The following is a 15,821-nucleotide window of genomic DNA, read 5'->3' as shown; positions in this document are numbered from 1 at the left end:
TCCGATGGAGCGGTAGGTTTGAGATTCGCTGGTGTCTCTGACTTATTTCCGAGCAATAAAAAAGGGGTGAACCATCACCCCTGTCTTAAATGTCCTGTCAGTCAGTTAGCCAGCACTGTAGAAAGTCGCTGACCCCGGTCCAACCGGCAGACCCATTACGAAGATCCAGATGAAGAACAACACACTCCAGCCAATCACAAAGAACATTGAGTAAGGCAACATCATGGAGATCAGAGTGCCAATACCGAGGTCTTTCTTATAACGTGAAGCAAAGGCAACGATCAGGCCAAAGTAGCTCATCATTGGCGTGATGATATTGGTGACTGAGTCACCGATACGGTAGGCGGCCTGAATGACTTCAGGCGCGTAGCCTACCAGCATCAGCATTGGCACAAAGATTGGTGCAGTAACGGCCCACTGCGCGGAAGCGGAGCCAATCATCAGGTTTACAAAACCACACATCAGGATGAAAACAACGAACAGTAGTGGGCCGGTCAGGCCGATGTTCTGAAGGAATTCCGCACCCAGTACCGCAAAGATGGTGCCGAGATTGGTCATGCCAAAGAAAGCAACAAACTGGGCAGCAAAGAACACCAGGACAATGTACATGCCCATGGTGCTCATGCTCTTGGACATGCAATCGATTACGTCTCTGTCATTCTTGACCGTGCCTACCGTTTTACCGTAGACAAAGCCGGGAATCGCAAAGAAGATCAGGATCATGGCAACAATGCCCTTAAGGAATGGAGAGCCCGCAACAGCACCCGTTTCAGGGTGTCTGAGAACGCCCCACTCGGGAACAATGGTGAGAGCCATAACACCCACCAAGACCAGTAATGCCATTCCAGCCCGTTTCAGGCCGCGTTTCTCAAGGTCGGTGACGTCTTCCATTTTGTCTTCAGAAAGATCAACGGAAGCTTCTGATTCGTTGTACTTGCCCAGACGAGGCTCAATGATCTTGTTGGTTACCCAGGTACCTACGAAGGTGATCAGGAATACACTGACCGACATGAAGTACCAGTTGGCTTCAGGACCCACGACATAAGCCGGGTCAATCATTCTGGCGGCCGTTTCTGTGATGCCGGAAAGCAGTGGATCAACAGTGCCCAGAAGCAGGTTAGCGCTATACCCCCCGGAAACACCGGCAAAAGCGGCAGCCAGACCGGCCAGAGGGTGTCTTCCCAGTGAGTGGAAGATCATGGCAGCCAGAGGAATAACAACCACGTAGCCCAGTTCAGCAGCGGTATTGGACAGAATACCGGCAAACACAACAATCATGGTTACGGTGTTGCGGGATGCCTTCATCACCAGGGAGCGAACCAGTGCACTTAGCAACCCGGAGTGTTCTGCAATAGCAACACCCATGAGAGCAACCAGTACGGTGCCCAGAGGAGCAAAGCCGGTGAAATTGGTAACCAGCCTGGTCACAATCATCCGCAGGCCATCACCTGTCAGCAGGTTGACAACATGGATCATGCCATCTGTTGCACGGCCTGCGGCTCCCTCCGGACGGGGGTCAACGACACTCAGTCCTGCCCATGAGGCGATACCACTGATAATAACAATACCCACAGCAAACAGGGCAAACAGGGTAATTGGATGGGGTAACAGGTTGCCAAGCCACTCTACCGTAGCGAGGAAACGATCAAAGGCGGTGCTATTATTTTTGCTATTATTTGCATCACCTGTTGGGAGAGTTTCGGACTGGTACGACATACTTCCGCTCCAAACAGTTTTAGTAGTTTTTTAGCCAGCATCTTTGCTTTGTAGTTTTGATAGCCTGGCCATGAGTAACACTCATTCGTTAAATGCTTGTGATTGTGGTCGTTTAGCAAATGAATGCGACGGATGAGTCAGGCAAATGATCCTGACAAAAAGATAAGCTGGACTATATTCCCAGAAAATCTGGTCGGCATAATACTCTGAAACAGGATTTTTTTACAAATTTAGTTATAAGGATATAGTTTTTATTTGATTTGAATTTCATTTTAAAAGACGTTTGTCAATTAAGTTGAAAACCCTGAGTCCATGGTAAGCAGGTAACAGGGCTTGTTTAGGGAGGGATTTGACAATTAACTCTTCCGTGGCATGACTGATCGTGAGCTGAGGCATTTTTACGATGAATGATCAGAACCTGTTCACCTTTAATAGTACTGAGGATGTGGTTTTTGTAGATAAGGAGTCTGAGTATGGACGCTGGATCCAGTCAATCTTTCACAGTCAGTCAACCTCTGAGGCCATCGGGCACGGGTAATGAGCTTCATTCAAGGGGGGTATCAGGTCGTTCTGCCACATTCAATACTCGCAATGTGACAAGGGCGGATAACCCTTCTTGTAAACTGACTGTTTACCTCGACAATGGCCACAGCTTTGTCAGGCTTGAAAACAAGGACAGAGGAGTAGACATTACCCGAGGTCTCTACCCAGTACGGTTTGTTGCATCGAAAGCTAATCTTCGTAATAAGCTGAGGCTGGAAGCCCTGTTCAATTCTGAGACTTTTCCCGTTAGTCCCTTGTTATTAAAACTATCCAAACCAGCTCCTATGGAGGAAGTGCAAAAGCCTCGCGTTGCTCGTAATCAGTGTCCGGTGGTTGATAGTAATAATGATAAATTGAAATCCAAACTTTATCTGACCTATGCAGCGTCTTTGGGGGCAAAATTGGCGGGCAAAACACACGTAGGGCGAGCATTGGCGTTAATGGGTGTTCATAGAGTGCTTTTTTCGAAAATGCAGGGGCGGCTTTCAGATGAAACCTTCGGCTATGCCTATGAGGGTTTTGACAGTATCCCTAAAGTTACTTTCTTCATTTCTCAGCAAGAAGCATTGGCGGTGGAGAAGTATATCTCAGAGTATGACGATGCCTGTGACAAAGGAGAGGAAAGTTGTATCTTTCAAGGGATTGGGTTCAACTGTGTTGATTTTGCCCAGGAAGCTTTCTCAAAAACGGACTATTCCGGTCATTTTATTGAATATTTCACCCCTTCAATCTTGTCGCAGAGCGTGGGCATGGCAAGACTCTACGCAGTTGGCTGTCATCTTGTGGTCAAAAATCCCGCTTCGATAGCTGGAACACTGATGTTGGCGGTCGTGGTTGGCAAATGCGCAGTTCCCAGGCTGAAGGAAGCTGTCAGGAGTGTTGGCAGTTGGATCTGTGGTTGGGTGTGGCCTGCACAGCAGGCGATTGCAGCGACACAGGTGGATGTGAGTGAGTTGAAGCGGCTTCATGGCAGCCTTCAATTAGCCAATTTATACTGCGAGGTATTCTGGGAAAATTATAGTGAAAGAGATGCTGAGGCCAGAAAGCTGATCAGGGATAGTGTTGATCTTCAGGCGCGTTTCGATGATCTGGAAGAGCTGATCAAAACAGAAGACTATAATGGAAGACATCAATCGTTTATTTATAAAGAGCTGAAAAATATTCAGGACGGCTTTACCGAATTCTTCAGGGAGGCTGCTGACATGAAGAACGCTCATAACAGCAAGGAGAGTTGGCATGGACGACGGGCATAGTAAACTTCAGACAGGGGCTCTGCCTCCCGGGCCGATGGATACCGGTGATCTTTCTCAATCCGGCGTCCTGTTACGTGATTCGGCAACTTTCAATACTCGCAATGTGACAAGGGCAGACAACCCTTCTTGTAGGCTGACCGTTTATCTCGACTATAGCCACAGTTTTGTCAGGCTTGAAAACAAAGCCAGAGGCGTAGACATTGCTCGCGGTCTCTATCCTGTTTCGAATACTCGGTGGGAAGTGATACCACAGAATGCAGAAGGTAGTCTTGATGATGATCATGAACTGGACTCCCTGTCTCATTCTGAGGCTCCCCCCGCTGATCCTCCATTACCGAGAGACGAGAAACCAGACCCTGTTGACGAAGTGCTCGAGCCTTTCGTTGATCATAATCAGTGTCCTGTGCGGGAAGTTGTTGGGGATCTTGGGCGGGTTCGCAGACTCTTACTGGCCTCTGTAGTGTCTGGAGGGGCCAAGTTGGCGGGCAGAAGATCTCAGGGAAAGGTGTCGTGTTCTGTTGGAGTTGACAGATATTCATATGAAATTCTTTCCAAAACACAGCAGGGGGTTGTGTTGGATGAAGCTATCGAATTTAAAACTTATTACCATAACGAAATTAATGATATCCCTAAAGTCACTTTCTTTATCTCTCAACAGGAAGCCATAAGAGTTGAGAAGTATATCTCAGAGTACGCCGATGCCTGTGATAAAGGAGAGGAAAGTTGTATCTTTCAAGGGATTGGGTTTAATTGTGTTGATTTTGCTCAGGAAGCTTTTTCAAAAACCGGCTATCCCGGGCATTTTATTCAATACTTTACGTCTTCCCTTCTGGACCAGCATCTGGGTGTAGCGGGACTCTACGCAGGTAGCTACCATCCTCTAGTCAAAACGGCCAAATCGATAGGTGGAACCTTGATGTTGGTGGCAATAGTGGGTAAATACGTCCCTAAATTGACGGAAGCGGTAAGAAGTGTTGGTAGCTGGATGTGTGGCTGGGTCTGGCCTGAGCAGCAGGCAGTTGCAGCGACAAAGGTGGATGTGGGTGAATTGAAGCAGCTCCATGGCAGGCTTCAATCAGCCAATTTATCCTGTGAGGCGTTTTGGGAAAGCTATGAAGCAATTGATGCTGAAGCTAAAAAGCTCATCAGCAACAGTGTTGATCTTCAGACACGTTTCGATGATCTGGAAAAGTTGATCAAAACTGAAGGTTATGATGGAAGACATCAATCGTTTATTTATAAAGAGCTGCAAAATATTCAGGATGGCTTCACCGAATTCTTCAGGAAGGCTAATAATATGAAGAGTGCCAAAAACAGCCATTAATCTCCTTCTTGTGGTTCCATTTTTTACTAGTAGCTGAAGGCGTACGCCCCGGTCAGTAGCCCCTGATTTTCTTCTATGCTTTTTTTCGAGAGCTTCTATCCTGTAAATTTGATTTTCCAGTCAGTGAGCAAGCTTGATGAAAGAGTTCAGTGCCCTTCTGGCTTTACTTTTTGGGGTGAGTATCCTTGCAGTTGCAGGTTCGCCTTTGCCGGATGCTTCTGGAAAACGAAAAAGTATGGAATCCATTCCCGTCTACACCAGCCCTCCCACGACCTGTCCCTTGAGTGTCTCTGATCAGTGTTTGCCTCTTAAACTATTGACCTGGAATGTGAATCTGATGACTTCCTATGACTTTTTTGAGTTCCTGATGTGGTGGTTTGGTAGCCAGGACATGAACGATCCGGAAATGAGGGCGCAGGAAATTGCCCATTATATGAGCAAGAGGGATTATCACATTGTCTCGCTTCAGGAATTGGGTGATCAGTATCTCAGAGACGTCGTCAATGAGGGAATGAGGCAGGCAGGTTATTACATGACGCCTGTTTTGGGTGAAGGGTGGGAATGGCTGTTGTATGGCAGGCTATTCAATGGCGGGGTAGTGATTTATAGCAAGGCGCCGATTCTTGAGATGCGTGAATTTGTCTTTCCAATGCCGGCAGGCAACCAGGGGTGGTGTGCTGTCGGTGCCTGGTATATCAAGGTGCCAACCCAAAGTGGAAATTTGCATGTGTTTGGTCTCCATTTGCAAACGGTGCAAACTGATAGCGAAGATGAATACAAAGGTCTGATCAGGCACTACGATTATCTTGGGGAGATCAAGAGTAAATTGAATATACCCAGCCATGAAGCAGTCATTTACATGGGGGACTTTAATTCTGATGCGGGTAGAAAAGACGGAGAATCTGAAGGGGGTGAATATTTTCAAATCATGCTGGAAACCCTGTTCAGCCGCCAGGCAGCTGATTTTACCAATACCTCTTTGCCCTATTCCTTTGACATCCATAGCAATGGAATGGCCAAAGGAAAAGGTCCTCATCAGGGTACTCTGGATAATATTCTTTGTGACAGGAGAAATGTCTGTCCAGTGAGTGGTTACCTGAGAATTTTACAGGCCAATCAAACAAATACCCGATTAGGTGTGCTTTCGGATCATTATCCCGTTGAGGGTATCCTGTATTTCACTGAGGAATAAATCTTTAAGGTTCATATTCCTCTTCCCCGGAGGCTGTCGAAAAACTCTGGTTTCCACGCTTTCAGGTCCTGTAGGGCAAAGCGTGGGAAAGAGCTGTTGGAGTTTTGCGACTGCCTCCTTGGGGTGAGTTGGTTAATTGTCTCCGAATCGGAAAATAACTCTCAGGCGTCCAGCTTTTTCTTGAGAATCTGGTTAACCATACCCGGATTGGCTTTGCCTTTTGAGGCTTTCATGGCCTGACCCACGAAGAAGCCGATCATCTTGCCACGCTTTTCGGGAGGTGCAGCGCGATAGTTTTCGACTTGTTGGGCGTTGGCAGCAAGTACTTCATCAATCATGGATTCAATGGCGCCTGTATCGGTCACTTGCTTGAGACCTTTCTTCTCGATGATTTCATCCGCATCTTTGCCTTCGCTATTCCACAAGGCTTCAAAAACCTGTTTGGCGATCTTGCCAGAAATGGTGTTGTCCTTGATGCGGGCAATCAGGCCTGCCAGTGCTTCAGCAGAAACAGGGCTGTCTGAAATTGCAATGCTTTTGGCATTCAGGGACTTGGATACTTCACCCAGAACCCAGTTGGCAGCGAGTTTGGCGTCACCACTGATTTTCGCAGCGGTTTCAAAGAAAGTGGCCGTCGCCTGATCGCCTGACAGAATTTCAGCATCCACTTCGCTCAACCCCAGCTCTCTGACAAAGCGGGCTTTTTTGGTATCTGGCATTTCCGGCATTTCAGCACGGAGTTTTTCAAGACGACTGTCTTCTATCACAATCGGCAGCAGGTCCGGGCAGGGGAAATAACGGTAATCGTTGGCCTCTTCCTTGCTGCGCATGGAGCGGGCTTCGCCGGTGTCGCCGTTATAAAGACGGGTTTCCTGAATGACTTCGCCACCGTCTTCTATCAGATCGATCTGACGTTGCACTTCTTTCAGGATTGCTGCTTCCATGAACTTGAAGGAGTTCAGGTTCTTGGTTTCGGTGCGGGTACCAAGCTCTTTCTGACCCTTTGGGCGTACAGAGACGTTTACGTCAAAGCGCATGGAGCCTTGGGACATGTCACCATCGCAGATGCCGAGTGTGGTGACGATAGAGTGCAGTTTCCTGGCGAAGGCGACTGCTTCTTCGGCATTACGCATGTCGGGCTCTGTCACAATCTCAATCAGAGGTGTGCCAGCACGGTTGAGGTCGATACCGGTCATGCCGTGGTAATCTTCGTGCAGACTCTTGCCCGCATCTTCTTCCAGATGAGCGTGATGAATACGAACGGTTTTGGTCGAGCCGTCTTTCAGAGTAATCTCTATGTGACCTGCACCGACAATGGGCTTCTCCAGCTGAGTGGTCTGATAGCCTTTTGGCAGATCAGGATAGAAGTAGTTCTTACGTTCGAAAACGTTAACCTGGTTGATCTCGGCATCAATACCCAGACCAAACCTGATGGCCATGTTAATGGCTTCTTCGTTCACCACCGGCAGGACGCCCGGCAGGCCCAGATCGACCGCACAGGCCTGAGTGTTGGGCTCGGCGCCAAAAGCAGTAGAAGCTCCGGAGAAAATCTTGGTTTTGGTGGCCAGCTGAACGTGAATTTCCAGGCCGATAACGGTTTCCCATTGATCTGTTGACAGTGGCCAGTGATCAGTGGTCTGTTGACTCGGAGTTGTTTGAGACACTTTTCAAATCCTCGAAATGTAATCCGTTGTAAATTGTCTTTCAGGAGGTAAGTCTGAAGCACAATCTACCGCCCACTGTTAACCATTAACCGGGAACTGTTTATGAAAGTCGGTGGCCTGCTGGAAGCGGTGAGCAACGTTCAGCAGTCGGGACTCATCAAAGTGACGGCCAATCATCTGCAAACCTGCTGGTCGGCCACTGGCCATTCCGGCTGGTATCGACATGCCGGGCAGACCCGCCAGATTAACAGACAGGGTGTAAATATCGGACAGATACATGGCAACAGGGTCGTTGCTCTTCTCGCCAATGTTGAAGGCCGAGGTCGGAGCGTTAGGTCCCATGATAATGTCACACTGTTCAAAAGCATTTATAAAGTCATCACGGATCAGGCGACGAATCTTCTGGGCTTTTTTGTAGTAAGCATCGTAGTATCCTGCAGACAGTGCGTAAGTACCCACCAAAATACGACGTTTGACTTCTTCACCAAAACCTTCGCTACGGCTGCGCTTGTACATATCCATCAGGTCAACAGGATTATCACAGCGGTGACCAAAGCGGGCACCGTCAAAGCGTGACAGGTTGGAAGAAGCTTCAGCCGGTGCAATTACGTAATAAGAAGGAATGGACAGCTCCAGATTAGGCAGGCTGACTTCTTTGACCCTGGCCCCCAGCTTTTCGAATTCAGCAACGGCGTCTCGCACACATTGTTCAACTTCAGAGTCGAGGCCCGTTGAAAAATATTCTTTTGGTAAGCCAATTGTCAGACCGTCCAGAGACTCATTCAGATTGGCTGTATAATCGGGCACTTCACGATCCAGGCAGGTAGAGTCACGGTGATCGTAGCCAGCCATTACGTTCAGCATCAGGGCCGCATCTTCGGCGGTTTGTGTCATAGGGCCTGCCTGATCCAGACTGGATGCATAAGCAATCATACCGTAACGGGATACACGACCGTAGGTAGGTTTAAGGCCCGTGATACCGCAATGAGAAGCTGGCTGACGAATGGAGCCGCCAGTATCAGTGCCGGTGGCACCGGCTGCCAGTCGTGCTGCAACGCAGGCTGCAGAACCACCGGAGGAACCGCCGGGAATGGCCCGGGTATCCCAGGGGTTTTTCACAGCACCGTAGTGACTGTTTTCGTTGGAGGAACCCATGGCGAACTCGTCCATGTTGGTTTTACCCAGCGTGACAGAGCCGACTTCCTTGAATTTTCGGGTAACCGTTGATTCATAAGGCGCTACAAAGTTGTCCAGGATTTTGGAGCCGCAGGTGGTTTTTACACCTTCTGTGCAAAACAGGTCCTTATGGGCCAGAGGAATACCCGTCAATGCCAAGGCATCGCCTGTTGCACGACGTTCGTCGGCAGCCCTGGCTTGTTTCAGTGCCAGTTCTTCGGTCACTGTTATGTAGCTGTTGTAATTGCCATCAAGCTGTTTGATTCGCTCAAGATAGAGCTGGGTCAGCTCAACACTGGACAGTTCCCCGTCGGCCAGGGCGCGGCTTTGTTCTGAGAGTGATTTATCGTACATGATTCTGGGTAATCGCTTTAAAACAGGGTAAAGGGTTGAGGTTTCTGGTATCGAGCCAGCTCACTCAATCACCTTGGGAACCAGGAAGAGTCCGTCTTCAATGGCCGGTGCACAGCTCTGCAGCTGCTCGCGATTATTCTCTTCAGACACAACGTCTTCGCGCAGGCGCTGGATGGCATCCAATGGGTGAGCCATGGGTTCAACATGATTGGTATTAACTTTCTGCATCTGGTCAACCAGTTCGAGAATGCGGCTGATGGTATTGGCAGTGGTCTCTACCTGATTGTCGTCTATGGACAAGCGCGCCAAATGGGCAAGCTTCTGAATTTCAGAGGCATCAATGGCCATGGCTATCTCCGAATTCGGGCTTTAAAAAGCGGTCATACCCAGCTTTCACCTGCTTTTTGAGGCTAAGAGAGAGCTGGACGTGAAGAATAAAGGCTAAATGTATGGGCTATGAAGGTGAATCTCAAGATGCAGTCGAGATTAATTCTTGTAGACAGAAGTCATGGGTGTCGAGTCGGTCTGGGAAGAGGTGTTGAGAAGTCAGGACCAAATCGTCAGAAGCAGGTTTGAGTCGGAACCACAAAGACGAACGGACCTTTGTGGTCCCTTCAGGGTATTACGCCGCTTGCACATGGGCTTGGGCTTCGAGTTTTTCAACCAACTCAGGCTCGAGTTTCAGCTGTCTACCCAGTTCCTCAAGATAGTTTTTTTCCATAGCATTTTGTTCATCCACAACGAGAAGGGAGGCAAGATAGACCTCAGAGGCTTCTTCAGGACCGAACACTTCATTAGCTACTTCTGCCGGATCAAGAGGTTTCTTCAATTCCTGCTGTACAAATTGATTCAGTTCTTGACTGGTTCCCATTGACTCGAAGGCTTTATAGATTCTTTCTCTTTCGGCTTCATCCACGTGGCCGTCGGCTTTGGCGGCGGCAATCATCGCCATCAGAATCACCTGATTCTGCCTTTCTTCATTTTCCTGCTGCAATTCCAGATCGCTTGAGTCTTGTTGGTTATCTTCAGGCTGATTGGCCCAGCCCTTGTAGGTTTTCAGTGCTAATGCTCCCAGGGCTGCTGCACCACCCGCTTCGGCTGCTTTACCTGCCATCGTGCAGCCTTTTTTGGCGTCAAGTAGCAGAGACAAAGCACCGCCAGTCAGTGCACCTTTTCCGAAGCCAGAAAAAATAGAGCCGCCTTCTCTGTCTGATGAAGAGGTTTTCAGTTCTCCCTCAAGTTTGTGTTTACCTTCACTGATCAGGGAAGAACCTGAGCTAACAACTTGATTAAATAAACCTTTAAAATCCATAACGGCCTCCCGTTCAGATTGTGCTCATAACGGGGTTACTATACGTGTGTTCGTCTGCTTAGCATGAATAGGCGGGGTAAAGGTTTGTTAGCATCGGGTAAGGATTATCAAAAGTCTTAGTGTAAGCCATCAGTAATGTCAGAAGTTCGGGCTTTTTTGTATGAAGTGCGCAAGGCATGTGATTTTTAATTGGAAAAGAGTATAGCTCAAATAGTTCGAAAAAGGTGAGGAGCAGGTTAATGATTTTTTATTTTATTTCAAAATTATGAATGACGGCCATTGAGAACGCAAGCTATCTGCATTAGGTTAATCTATGGTCTGTGTTGAATAGCTTAAGTGGCAATCCTCCATTTTGACCCTGAGTAACTCTTATTGGACCATACAGATTGCGGAATTGTTGCTTGCTCTGAGTACTGTGCATTGATAGAGTTTGCGGCATTTAAAGAAAGCCTTGAATCAAGGTAATACAGAAAATGCTGAAAAGGTTACGGGGTCTGTTTTCCAGCGATTTGTCAATCGACTTGGGAACGGCTAACACATTGGTCTATGTCCGCGAAAAGGGAATAGTCCTGAATGAGCCATCGGTTGTGGCCATTCGAAACTTGGGGCCACAGAAAAGCGTAGTCGCGGTAGGCGCTGATGCCAAGCGTATGCTGGGAAGAACACCAGGCAATATTACTGCCATCCGGCCCATGAAAGATGGTGTGATTGCAGACTTTGATGTCTGCGAGCGCATGCTTCAGCATTTTATTAACAAAGTGCATGAGAACAGTTTTATACAGCCCAGTCCTCGAGTACTTGTCTGTGTTCCCTGCAAGTCCACCAAAGTGGAACGCAGAGCCATTCGTGAATCCGTTCTGGGTGCTGGTGCCCGTGAAGTTTATCTGATTGAAGAGCCCATGGCAGCCGCTATTGGTGCTGGTTTGCCGGTAGAAGAAGCCAGTGGCTCCATGGTAGTCGATATTGGTGGTGGTACCACTGAAATTGCCATTATCTCTCTGAGCGGTGTTGTCTATTCCGAGTCTGTAAGAGTGGGTGGAGACCGTTTTGATGATGCGATCGTAACCTACGTTCGCCGCAACTATGGTAGCCTTATTGGCGACTCAACCGCTGAGCGCATCAAGCAAGAGATTGCTATTGCTTATGCCAGTGATGAGTTAATGGAAATCGACGTCCGTGGTCGTAATCTTGCTGAAGGTATTCCCCGCAGCTTTACCCTGAACAGCAGTGAAATTCTTGATGCCCTGCAGGAGTCCCTGAGTGCGATTGTTCAGGCGGTTAAAAGTGCACTGGAACAGTCTCCACCGGAACTGGCTTCCGACATTGCCGAGCGAGGTCTGGTGTTGACTGGTGGCGGTGCCTTGTTGCGTGACCTGGACAAACTGATCAGTGAAGAGACCGGCCTGCCCGTGCTGGTGGCTGAAGACCCGCTGACCTGCGTTGCCCGTGGCGGTGGTCGGGCTCTGGAAATGATGGACAAACATTGTATGGATTTACTGTCCACCGACTGAACGTCATTTGGGTTGCTTTCCAGCCAAACAACAGGCCAAGCGGTTTCCGCCTGGCCTGTTGTTATGAGTGAAGCCTGTATTTTTGTGAAATTAAAAGATTGAGTTCTCCGTGCAAATCACAGGAGCCAGCCATTAAATCGATATTTAGCCAGCAACAGTCTTTGGCGACACGTTTTGTCTTTTTGCTGAGTATTTGTATTGCCCTGCTGTTTGTTGATCACCGTTATGAGTACCTCTCTACTGCACGCTCCTGGTTAACAATGGCTGTTACCCCCTTGCAGTGGATCTCTGATTTGCCCTCCCGGGCTATTAGCACAGCTGATGAACTGGTGACTTCCCGAAGTGAGCTGCTTGAAGAAAATACCCGGCTGAAAGCCCGTAACCTGATTCTTGAACAAAAAGTTCAGAAGCTGGCATCTCTGACTGCCCAGAACCTACGCCTGAAGGAATTGCTGAATTCATCCGAACTTGTGGATGAGCAGGTTCTGGTGGCTGAAATCATTGGTATTGATCCGGACCCCTATGAACATATCGTGACGATCAATAAAGGTTCTACCGACGGGGTGTTCAGAGGTCAGGCCATTGTTGATGCCCACGGGGTTATGGGGCAGGTGATTGCCGTTAATCCGGTCAGTAGCCGGGTCATGCTGGTCACAGATACCGCCAGCAGGGTTCCTGTCCAGGTTAATCGCAGTGACTATCGTGCCATTGCCGTAGGCACCGGCAGTATGGATTCTGTCGAGCTGCTTCATATTTCCGACACAGTGGATATTAAGGAAGGTGACCTTTTGACCAGTTCGGGTCTGGGACAGATTTACCCGGTGGGCTACCCCTTGGGGAAAGTCAGGAAAATAGTGCGTACACCAGGGGAGGCGTTCGCCAGGATCGAGGTTCAGCTGATGGCTGAAGTCAACAGGACACGTTTTGTTCTGCTGGTCTTCCGTTCAAACGAAGACATGGAACCGAAATTGGCACCTGAGGCTAACCAGAAGGAGAGCCCATGAGTATGCAGAAAGCCAATGCTCACTGGATTGTCTGGTTTTCCGTGCTGGTTGCTTTCCTATTGAGTATTTTACCTCTGCCAGCCTGGATCTCCATTGCCAGGCCATCCTGGGTGGCTATGGTGGTGCTTTATTGGGTCCTGGCTCTTCCAGAGCGTTTCGGATTATTTTTTGCTTTCTTCACCGGCTTGTTGATGGATGTTGTGCTGGGAACAACCTTTGGTCAGAATTCTATGGGATTGTTGCTGGTGGCTGTGATTGTGCTGGGTCTGCACCGCCGTTTGAGAATGTTCCCCTGGTGGCAGCAGGCCTTTATGGTGTTTGTGATTGTCGGTTTTTATCAGTTGCTGAATTTGTGGATTCGCAGTGCCCTGGGTAGAACGCCGCCGACCCTCTGGTATCTGGCGCCGGCCCTCACCAGCGCCGCATTTTGGCCATGGGTGTCTGCTATTTTAGGGGCACTGAGGCGAAACTTCAGAGTGACCTGATTATCATGATTTATCTTGCTTCCCAGTCGCCGCGCAGAAAGGAACTTCTCCAACAGATCGGTATTGCCTTTCAGCAGATTCATTGCGGGATTGATGAAACTCCGCTTTTGAGCGAGGCTCCTGAAGCCTATGTTACCCGAATGGCTGAAGAAAAAGCGCTGGCCGGATGGCAGCAGCTTACTCTTGACCATTTGCCAGCCAGACCTGTGCTGGCAGCTGATACATCAGTGATTCTGGGAATGAAAATACTCGGTAAACCCGAAAATGAGCCACAAGCCTGTGATATGCTGTTGTCATTAAGTGGGAATAGCCATGAGGTATTCACAGCAGTTGCGGTCACTGATGGTAATAATCTATCTGTGAGAGTATCCAGAACAGTGGTCAGAATGGCTGCTTTTGATCGGAAAGTGGCAGAAGCTTACGTCGCCACCGGTGAACCAATGGATAAGGCCGGTGCTTACGGTATCCAGGGAAAAGGAGCCGTTCTGGTAGACAGCATAACGGGAAGCTACACCGGCGTGGTGGGTTTGCCCGTTAAGGAAACCGCAGATCTGCTTCAGAATCTGGGCATTAGCCCATGGCACTCTCAGTCAGTAAAAAACTGATCAGAAAGAACCTCGGGAGACTGTTCAACAGCTTTCCTGCCAGACAAGGCTCCTTCGGTCTGGCAAATCGTTTTCAGGTATTTGTTTTGTTTTTTTAGTTTTTCTGGCAGGTCAGGATTGTCATTGAATTTTGAACCCTTCGGACTTACAGCCAAGATGGCCTTAAGTCCGAAGGGCTCTGGGAGGCTGACCAGCTCAAGGGGAAGGGAATGAGTGAAGAGATTCTGATGAATATCACGCCAATGGAATCGCGTGTGGCGCTGGTTGAAAATGGGGTACTTCAGGAAATTTACATTGAGAGAGCCTGTAGTCGAGGCATTGTCGGTAATATCTACAAGGGCAAAGTAGTCCGGGTTCTCCCCGGAATGCAGGCTGCTTTCGTGGATATCGGTCTCGAAAGGGCCGCTTTTATTCATGCCAGCGAAATTGCTCCCCGCAATGAGAGAGACAATGATGATCAATCGGAGCGACCGATTGTCGCGCTCGTTCATGAAGGTCAGTCGCTGGTTGTCCAGGTTACCAAAGATCCCCTGGGAACAAAAGGTGCCCGCCTGACCACACATATCTCTATCCCTGCCCGCTATCTGGTACTGATGCCTCATAATAATCATGTAGGCATTTCCCTGCGCATTGAAGATGGAGAAGAGCGCGAGCGTCTCAGAAAGCTGGTTGAAGAAGGCATGAGTGACGACGGGGAAGATCAGAAAGGCGGCTTTATTCTCAGAACAGCAGCAGAAGGTATTACCGAGGCAGAAGTGAAGGCCGATATTCTTTTCCTGAGAAGGCTATGGCAGACCATTGAAGAAACGGTTAAGGAAAACACGGCTCCGGCCACGATTTATGAAGACTTGCCTCTGCACTTGAGAACTATGCGTGACCTGGTGGAACCAGATATCGAGAAAATCCGAATTGATTCCAGGGAGACCTTCAATAAGGTCTCCAAGTTTGTCAAAAAACTGGTGCCCCTGGTGGATGGCAGGGTGGAATATTATCCGGGCGAGCGTCCAATTTTTGATCTGTTTGGGGTCGAAGACGAAATCAACAAGGCGCTCAGTCGCAAGGTGCAGTTGAAGTCAGGCGGCTATCTGATTATCGACCAGACTGAGGCCATGACCACGATTGATGTCAACACAGGGGCTTTCGTAGGTCATCGTAACCTCGAAGAAACTATCCTTAAGACCAATCTGGAAGCATCTGTAGCCATTGCCCGGCAGTTACGACTGCGAAACCTGGGCGGCATTATTATTATTGATTTTATCGATATGGAAGACCCGGAGCATCAGAGGCAGGTGCTGAGAACCTATGAGAGATCTCTGGAGAAAGATCACGCCAAAACCAACATCACTGGCGTGAGTGAACTGGGGCTGGTGGAAATGACCCGTAAGAGAACACGGGAGTCGCTGGAGAATGTGCTCTGTGAACCCTGTCCAACCTGTGATGGTCGTGGCACATTGAAAACAGCTGAAACAGTGTGCTATGAAATTTTCAGAGAAATTCTTCGAGCTGTTCGCGCTTATGATAGCCAGAGTTACACCGTTCTGGCATCTGAACAGGTGGTGGACCGCCTGCTGGATGAAGAGTCTAGTAATGTGGCAGATCTCGAAGAATTTATTCAAAAACCGATTCGTTTCCAGGTTGAACCCATATACAGCCAGGAACAGTTTGATGTGGTGCTGGTATAA

Annotated in this window: 13 protein-coding genes; 8 read left to right on the top strand and 5 right to left on the bottom strand. The window is 48.8% G+C overall.

What is annotated here, in order from left to right:
• Positions 1 to 105: 105 nt before the first annotated feature.
• A complete protein-coding gene (locus ACOJUO_RS00680) occupies positions 106 to 1,716 on the bottom strand; it encodes an AbgT family transporter (protein ID WP_422134789.1) in 1,611 nt (536 codons plus the stop codon).
• Between the two features lie 473 nt (positions 1,717 to 2,189).
• Here ACOJUO_RS00680 and ACOJUO_RS00675 point away from each other — a divergent pair, with 473 nt between their 5' ends.
• From ACOJUO_RS00675 to ACOJUO_RS00665, 3 genes are all read left to right on the top strand, one after another.
• Complete coding sequence (locus ACOJUO_RS00675; RefSeq protein ID WP_422138653.1) at positions 2,190 to 3,512, top strand: hypothetical protein; 1,323 nt, start codon at positions 2,190 to 2,192, stop codon at positions 3,510 to 3,512.
• Positions 3,496 to 4,836 carry a hypothetical protein gene (locus ACOJUO_RS00670; RefSeq protein WP_422138652.1) on the top strand — a complete coding sequence of 447 codons (1,341 nt, stop codon included), beginning with the start codon at positions 3,496 to 3,498 and terminating at the stop codon, positions 4,834 to 4,836. Before ACOJUO_RS00675 ends, ACOJUO_RS00670 begins: the two co-directional genes overlap by 17 nt.
• Positions 4,837 to 4,972: 136 nt before the next feature.
• Positions 4,973 to 6,028, top strand: a complete 1,056-nt coding sequence (locus ACOJUO_RS00665) for an endonuclease/exonuclease/phosphatase family protein (RefSeq protein WP_422134786.1) — start codon at positions 4,973 to 4,975, stop codon at positions 6,026 to 6,028.
• A gap of 161 nt (positions 6,029 to 6,189) precedes the next feature.
• Here ACOJUO_RS00665 and gatB read toward each other — a convergent pair whose 3' ends face one another.
• The 4 genes from gatB to ACOJUO_RS00645 form a co-directional block, all read right to left on the bottom strand.
• Entirely contained in the window at positions 6,190 to 7,692 is a 1,503-nt protein-coding gene (gatB, locus tag ACOJUO_RS00660; RefSeq protein WP_422138651.1) for an Asp-tRNA(Asn)/Glu-tRNA(Gln) amidotransferase subunit GatB, read from the bottom strand.
• 78 nt (positions 7,693 to 7,770) lie between these two features.
• Complete coding sequence (gene gatA, locus ACOJUO_RS00655) at positions 7,771 to 9,222, bottom strand: Asp-tRNA(Asn)/Glu-tRNA(Gln) amidotransferase subunit GatA (RefSeq protein WP_422138650.1); 1,452 nt, start codon at positions 9,220 to 9,222, stop codon at positions 7,771 to 7,773.
• 60 nt (positions 9,223 to 9,282) lie between these two features.
• Positions 9,283 to 9,570 (bottom strand): Asp-tRNA(Asn)/Glu-tRNA(Gln) amidotransferase subunit GatC, encoded by a 288-nt coding sequence (gatC, locus tag ACOJUO_RS00650; protein ID WP_317145569.1) that lies wholly within the window; start codon positions 9,568 to 9,570, stop codon positions 9,283 to 9,285.
• A 274-nt stretch (positions 9,571 to 9,844) separates the two neighbouring features.
• Positions 9,845 to 10,534, bottom strand: coding sequence for a tellurite resistance TerB family protein (locus tag ACOJUO_RS00645; protein WP_422138649.1), 690 nt, complete (start codon positions 10,532 to 10,534; stop codon positions 9,845 to 9,847).
• A 473-nt stretch (positions 10,535 to 11,007) separates the two neighbouring features.
• Here ACOJUO_RS00645 and ACOJUO_RS00640 point away from each other — a divergent pair, with 473 nt between their 5' ends.
• From ACOJUO_RS00640 to rng, 5 genes are all read left to right on the top strand, one after another.
• The gene (locus ACOJUO_RS00640) at positions 11,008 to 12,045 is read left to right on the top strand and encodes a rod shape-determining protein (RefSeq protein ID WP_317145571.1); all 1,038 of its coding nucleotides are present in this window, start codon (positions 11,008 to 11,010) and stop codon (positions 12,043 to 12,045) included.
• 98 nt (positions 12,046 to 12,143) lie between these two features.
• Positions 12,144 to 13,049, top strand: a complete 906-nt coding sequence (gene mreC, locus ACOJUO_RS00635) for a rod shape-determining protein MreC (RefSeq protein ID WP_422134782.1) — start codon at positions 12,144 to 12,146, stop codon at positions 13,047 to 13,049.
• Complete coding sequence (gene mreD, locus ACOJUO_RS00630; protein ID WP_422134781.1) at positions 13,046 to 13,534, top strand: rod shape-determining protein MreD; 489 nt, start codon at positions 13,046 to 13,048, stop codon at positions 13,532 to 13,534. The genes mreC and mreD overlap by 4 nt, the downstream gene beginning before the upstream one ends.
• A 5-nt stretch (positions 13,535 to 13,539) precedes the next feature.
• Positions 13,540 to 14,139: a Maf family protein gene (locus ACOJUO_RS00625; protein ID WP_422134780.1), complete on the top strand. Its 600-nt coding sequence runs from the start codon at positions 13,540 to 13,542 to the stop codon at positions 14,137 to 14,139.
• Positions 14,140 to 14,348: 209 nt separating this feature from the next.
• On the top strand, positions 14,349 to 15,821 hold the full coding sequence (gene rng, locus ACOJUO_RS00620; protein WP_422134779.1) for a ribonuclease G: 1,473 nt from the start codon (positions 14,349 to 14,351) through the stop codon (positions 15,819 to 15,821).

This window comes from Endozoicomonas sp. ALC020 (genome assembly GCF_049275935.1).
Taxonomy (GTDB): Bacteria; Pseudomonadota; Gammaproteobacteria; order Pseudomonadales; family Endozoicomonadaceae; genus Endozoicomonas_A.
The sequence above is the reverse complement of the archived record's forward strand: the minus strand, read 5'-3'. Positions and strand labels throughout refer to the sequence as shown.

Coding starts and splice junctions, on each gene's coding strand:
- ACOJUO_RS00675 (WP_422138653.1), top strand. CDS start 2,190: ATGGACGCTGGATCCAGTCAATCTTTCACAGTCAGTCAACCTCTGAGG.
- gatC (WP_317145569.1), bottom strand. CDS start 9,570: ATGGCCATTGATGCCTCTGAAATTCAGAAGCTTGCCCATTTGGCGCGC.
- ACOJUO_RS00625 (WP_422134780.1), top strand. CDS start 13,540: ATGATTTATCTTGCTTCCCAGTCGCCGCGCAGAAAGGAACTTCTCCAA.
- ACOJUO_RS00670 (WP_422138652.1), top strand. CDS start 3,496: ATGGACGACGGGCATAGTAAACTTCAGACAGGGGCTCTGCCTCCCGGG.
- rng (WP_422134779.1), top strand. CDS start 14,349: ATGAGTGAAGAGATTCTGATGAATATCACGCCAATGGAATCGCGTGTG.
- mreD (WP_422134781.1), top strand. CDS start 13,046: ATGAGTATGCAGAAAGCCAATGCTCACTGGATTGTCTGGTTTTCCGTG.
- ACOJUO_RS00640 (WP_317145571.1), top strand. CDS start 11,008: ATGCTGAAAAGGTTACGGGGTCTGTTTTCCAGCGATTTGTCAATCGAC.
- ACOJUO_RS00665 (WP_422134786.1), top strand. CDS start 4,973: ATGAAAGAGTTCAGTGCCCTTCTGGCTTTACTTTTTGGGGTGAGTATC.
- gatA (WP_422138650.1), bottom strand. CDS start 9,222: ATGTACGATAAATCACTCTCAGAACAAAGCCGCGCCCTGGCCGACGGG.
- ACOJUO_RS00680 (WP_422134789.1), bottom strand. CDS start 1,716: ATGTCGTACCAGTCCGAAACTCTCCCAACAGGTGATGCAAATAATAGC.
- ACOJUO_RS00645 (WP_422138649.1), bottom strand. CDS start 10,534: ATGGATTTTAAAGGTTTATTTAATCAAGTTGTTAGCTCAGGTTCTTCC.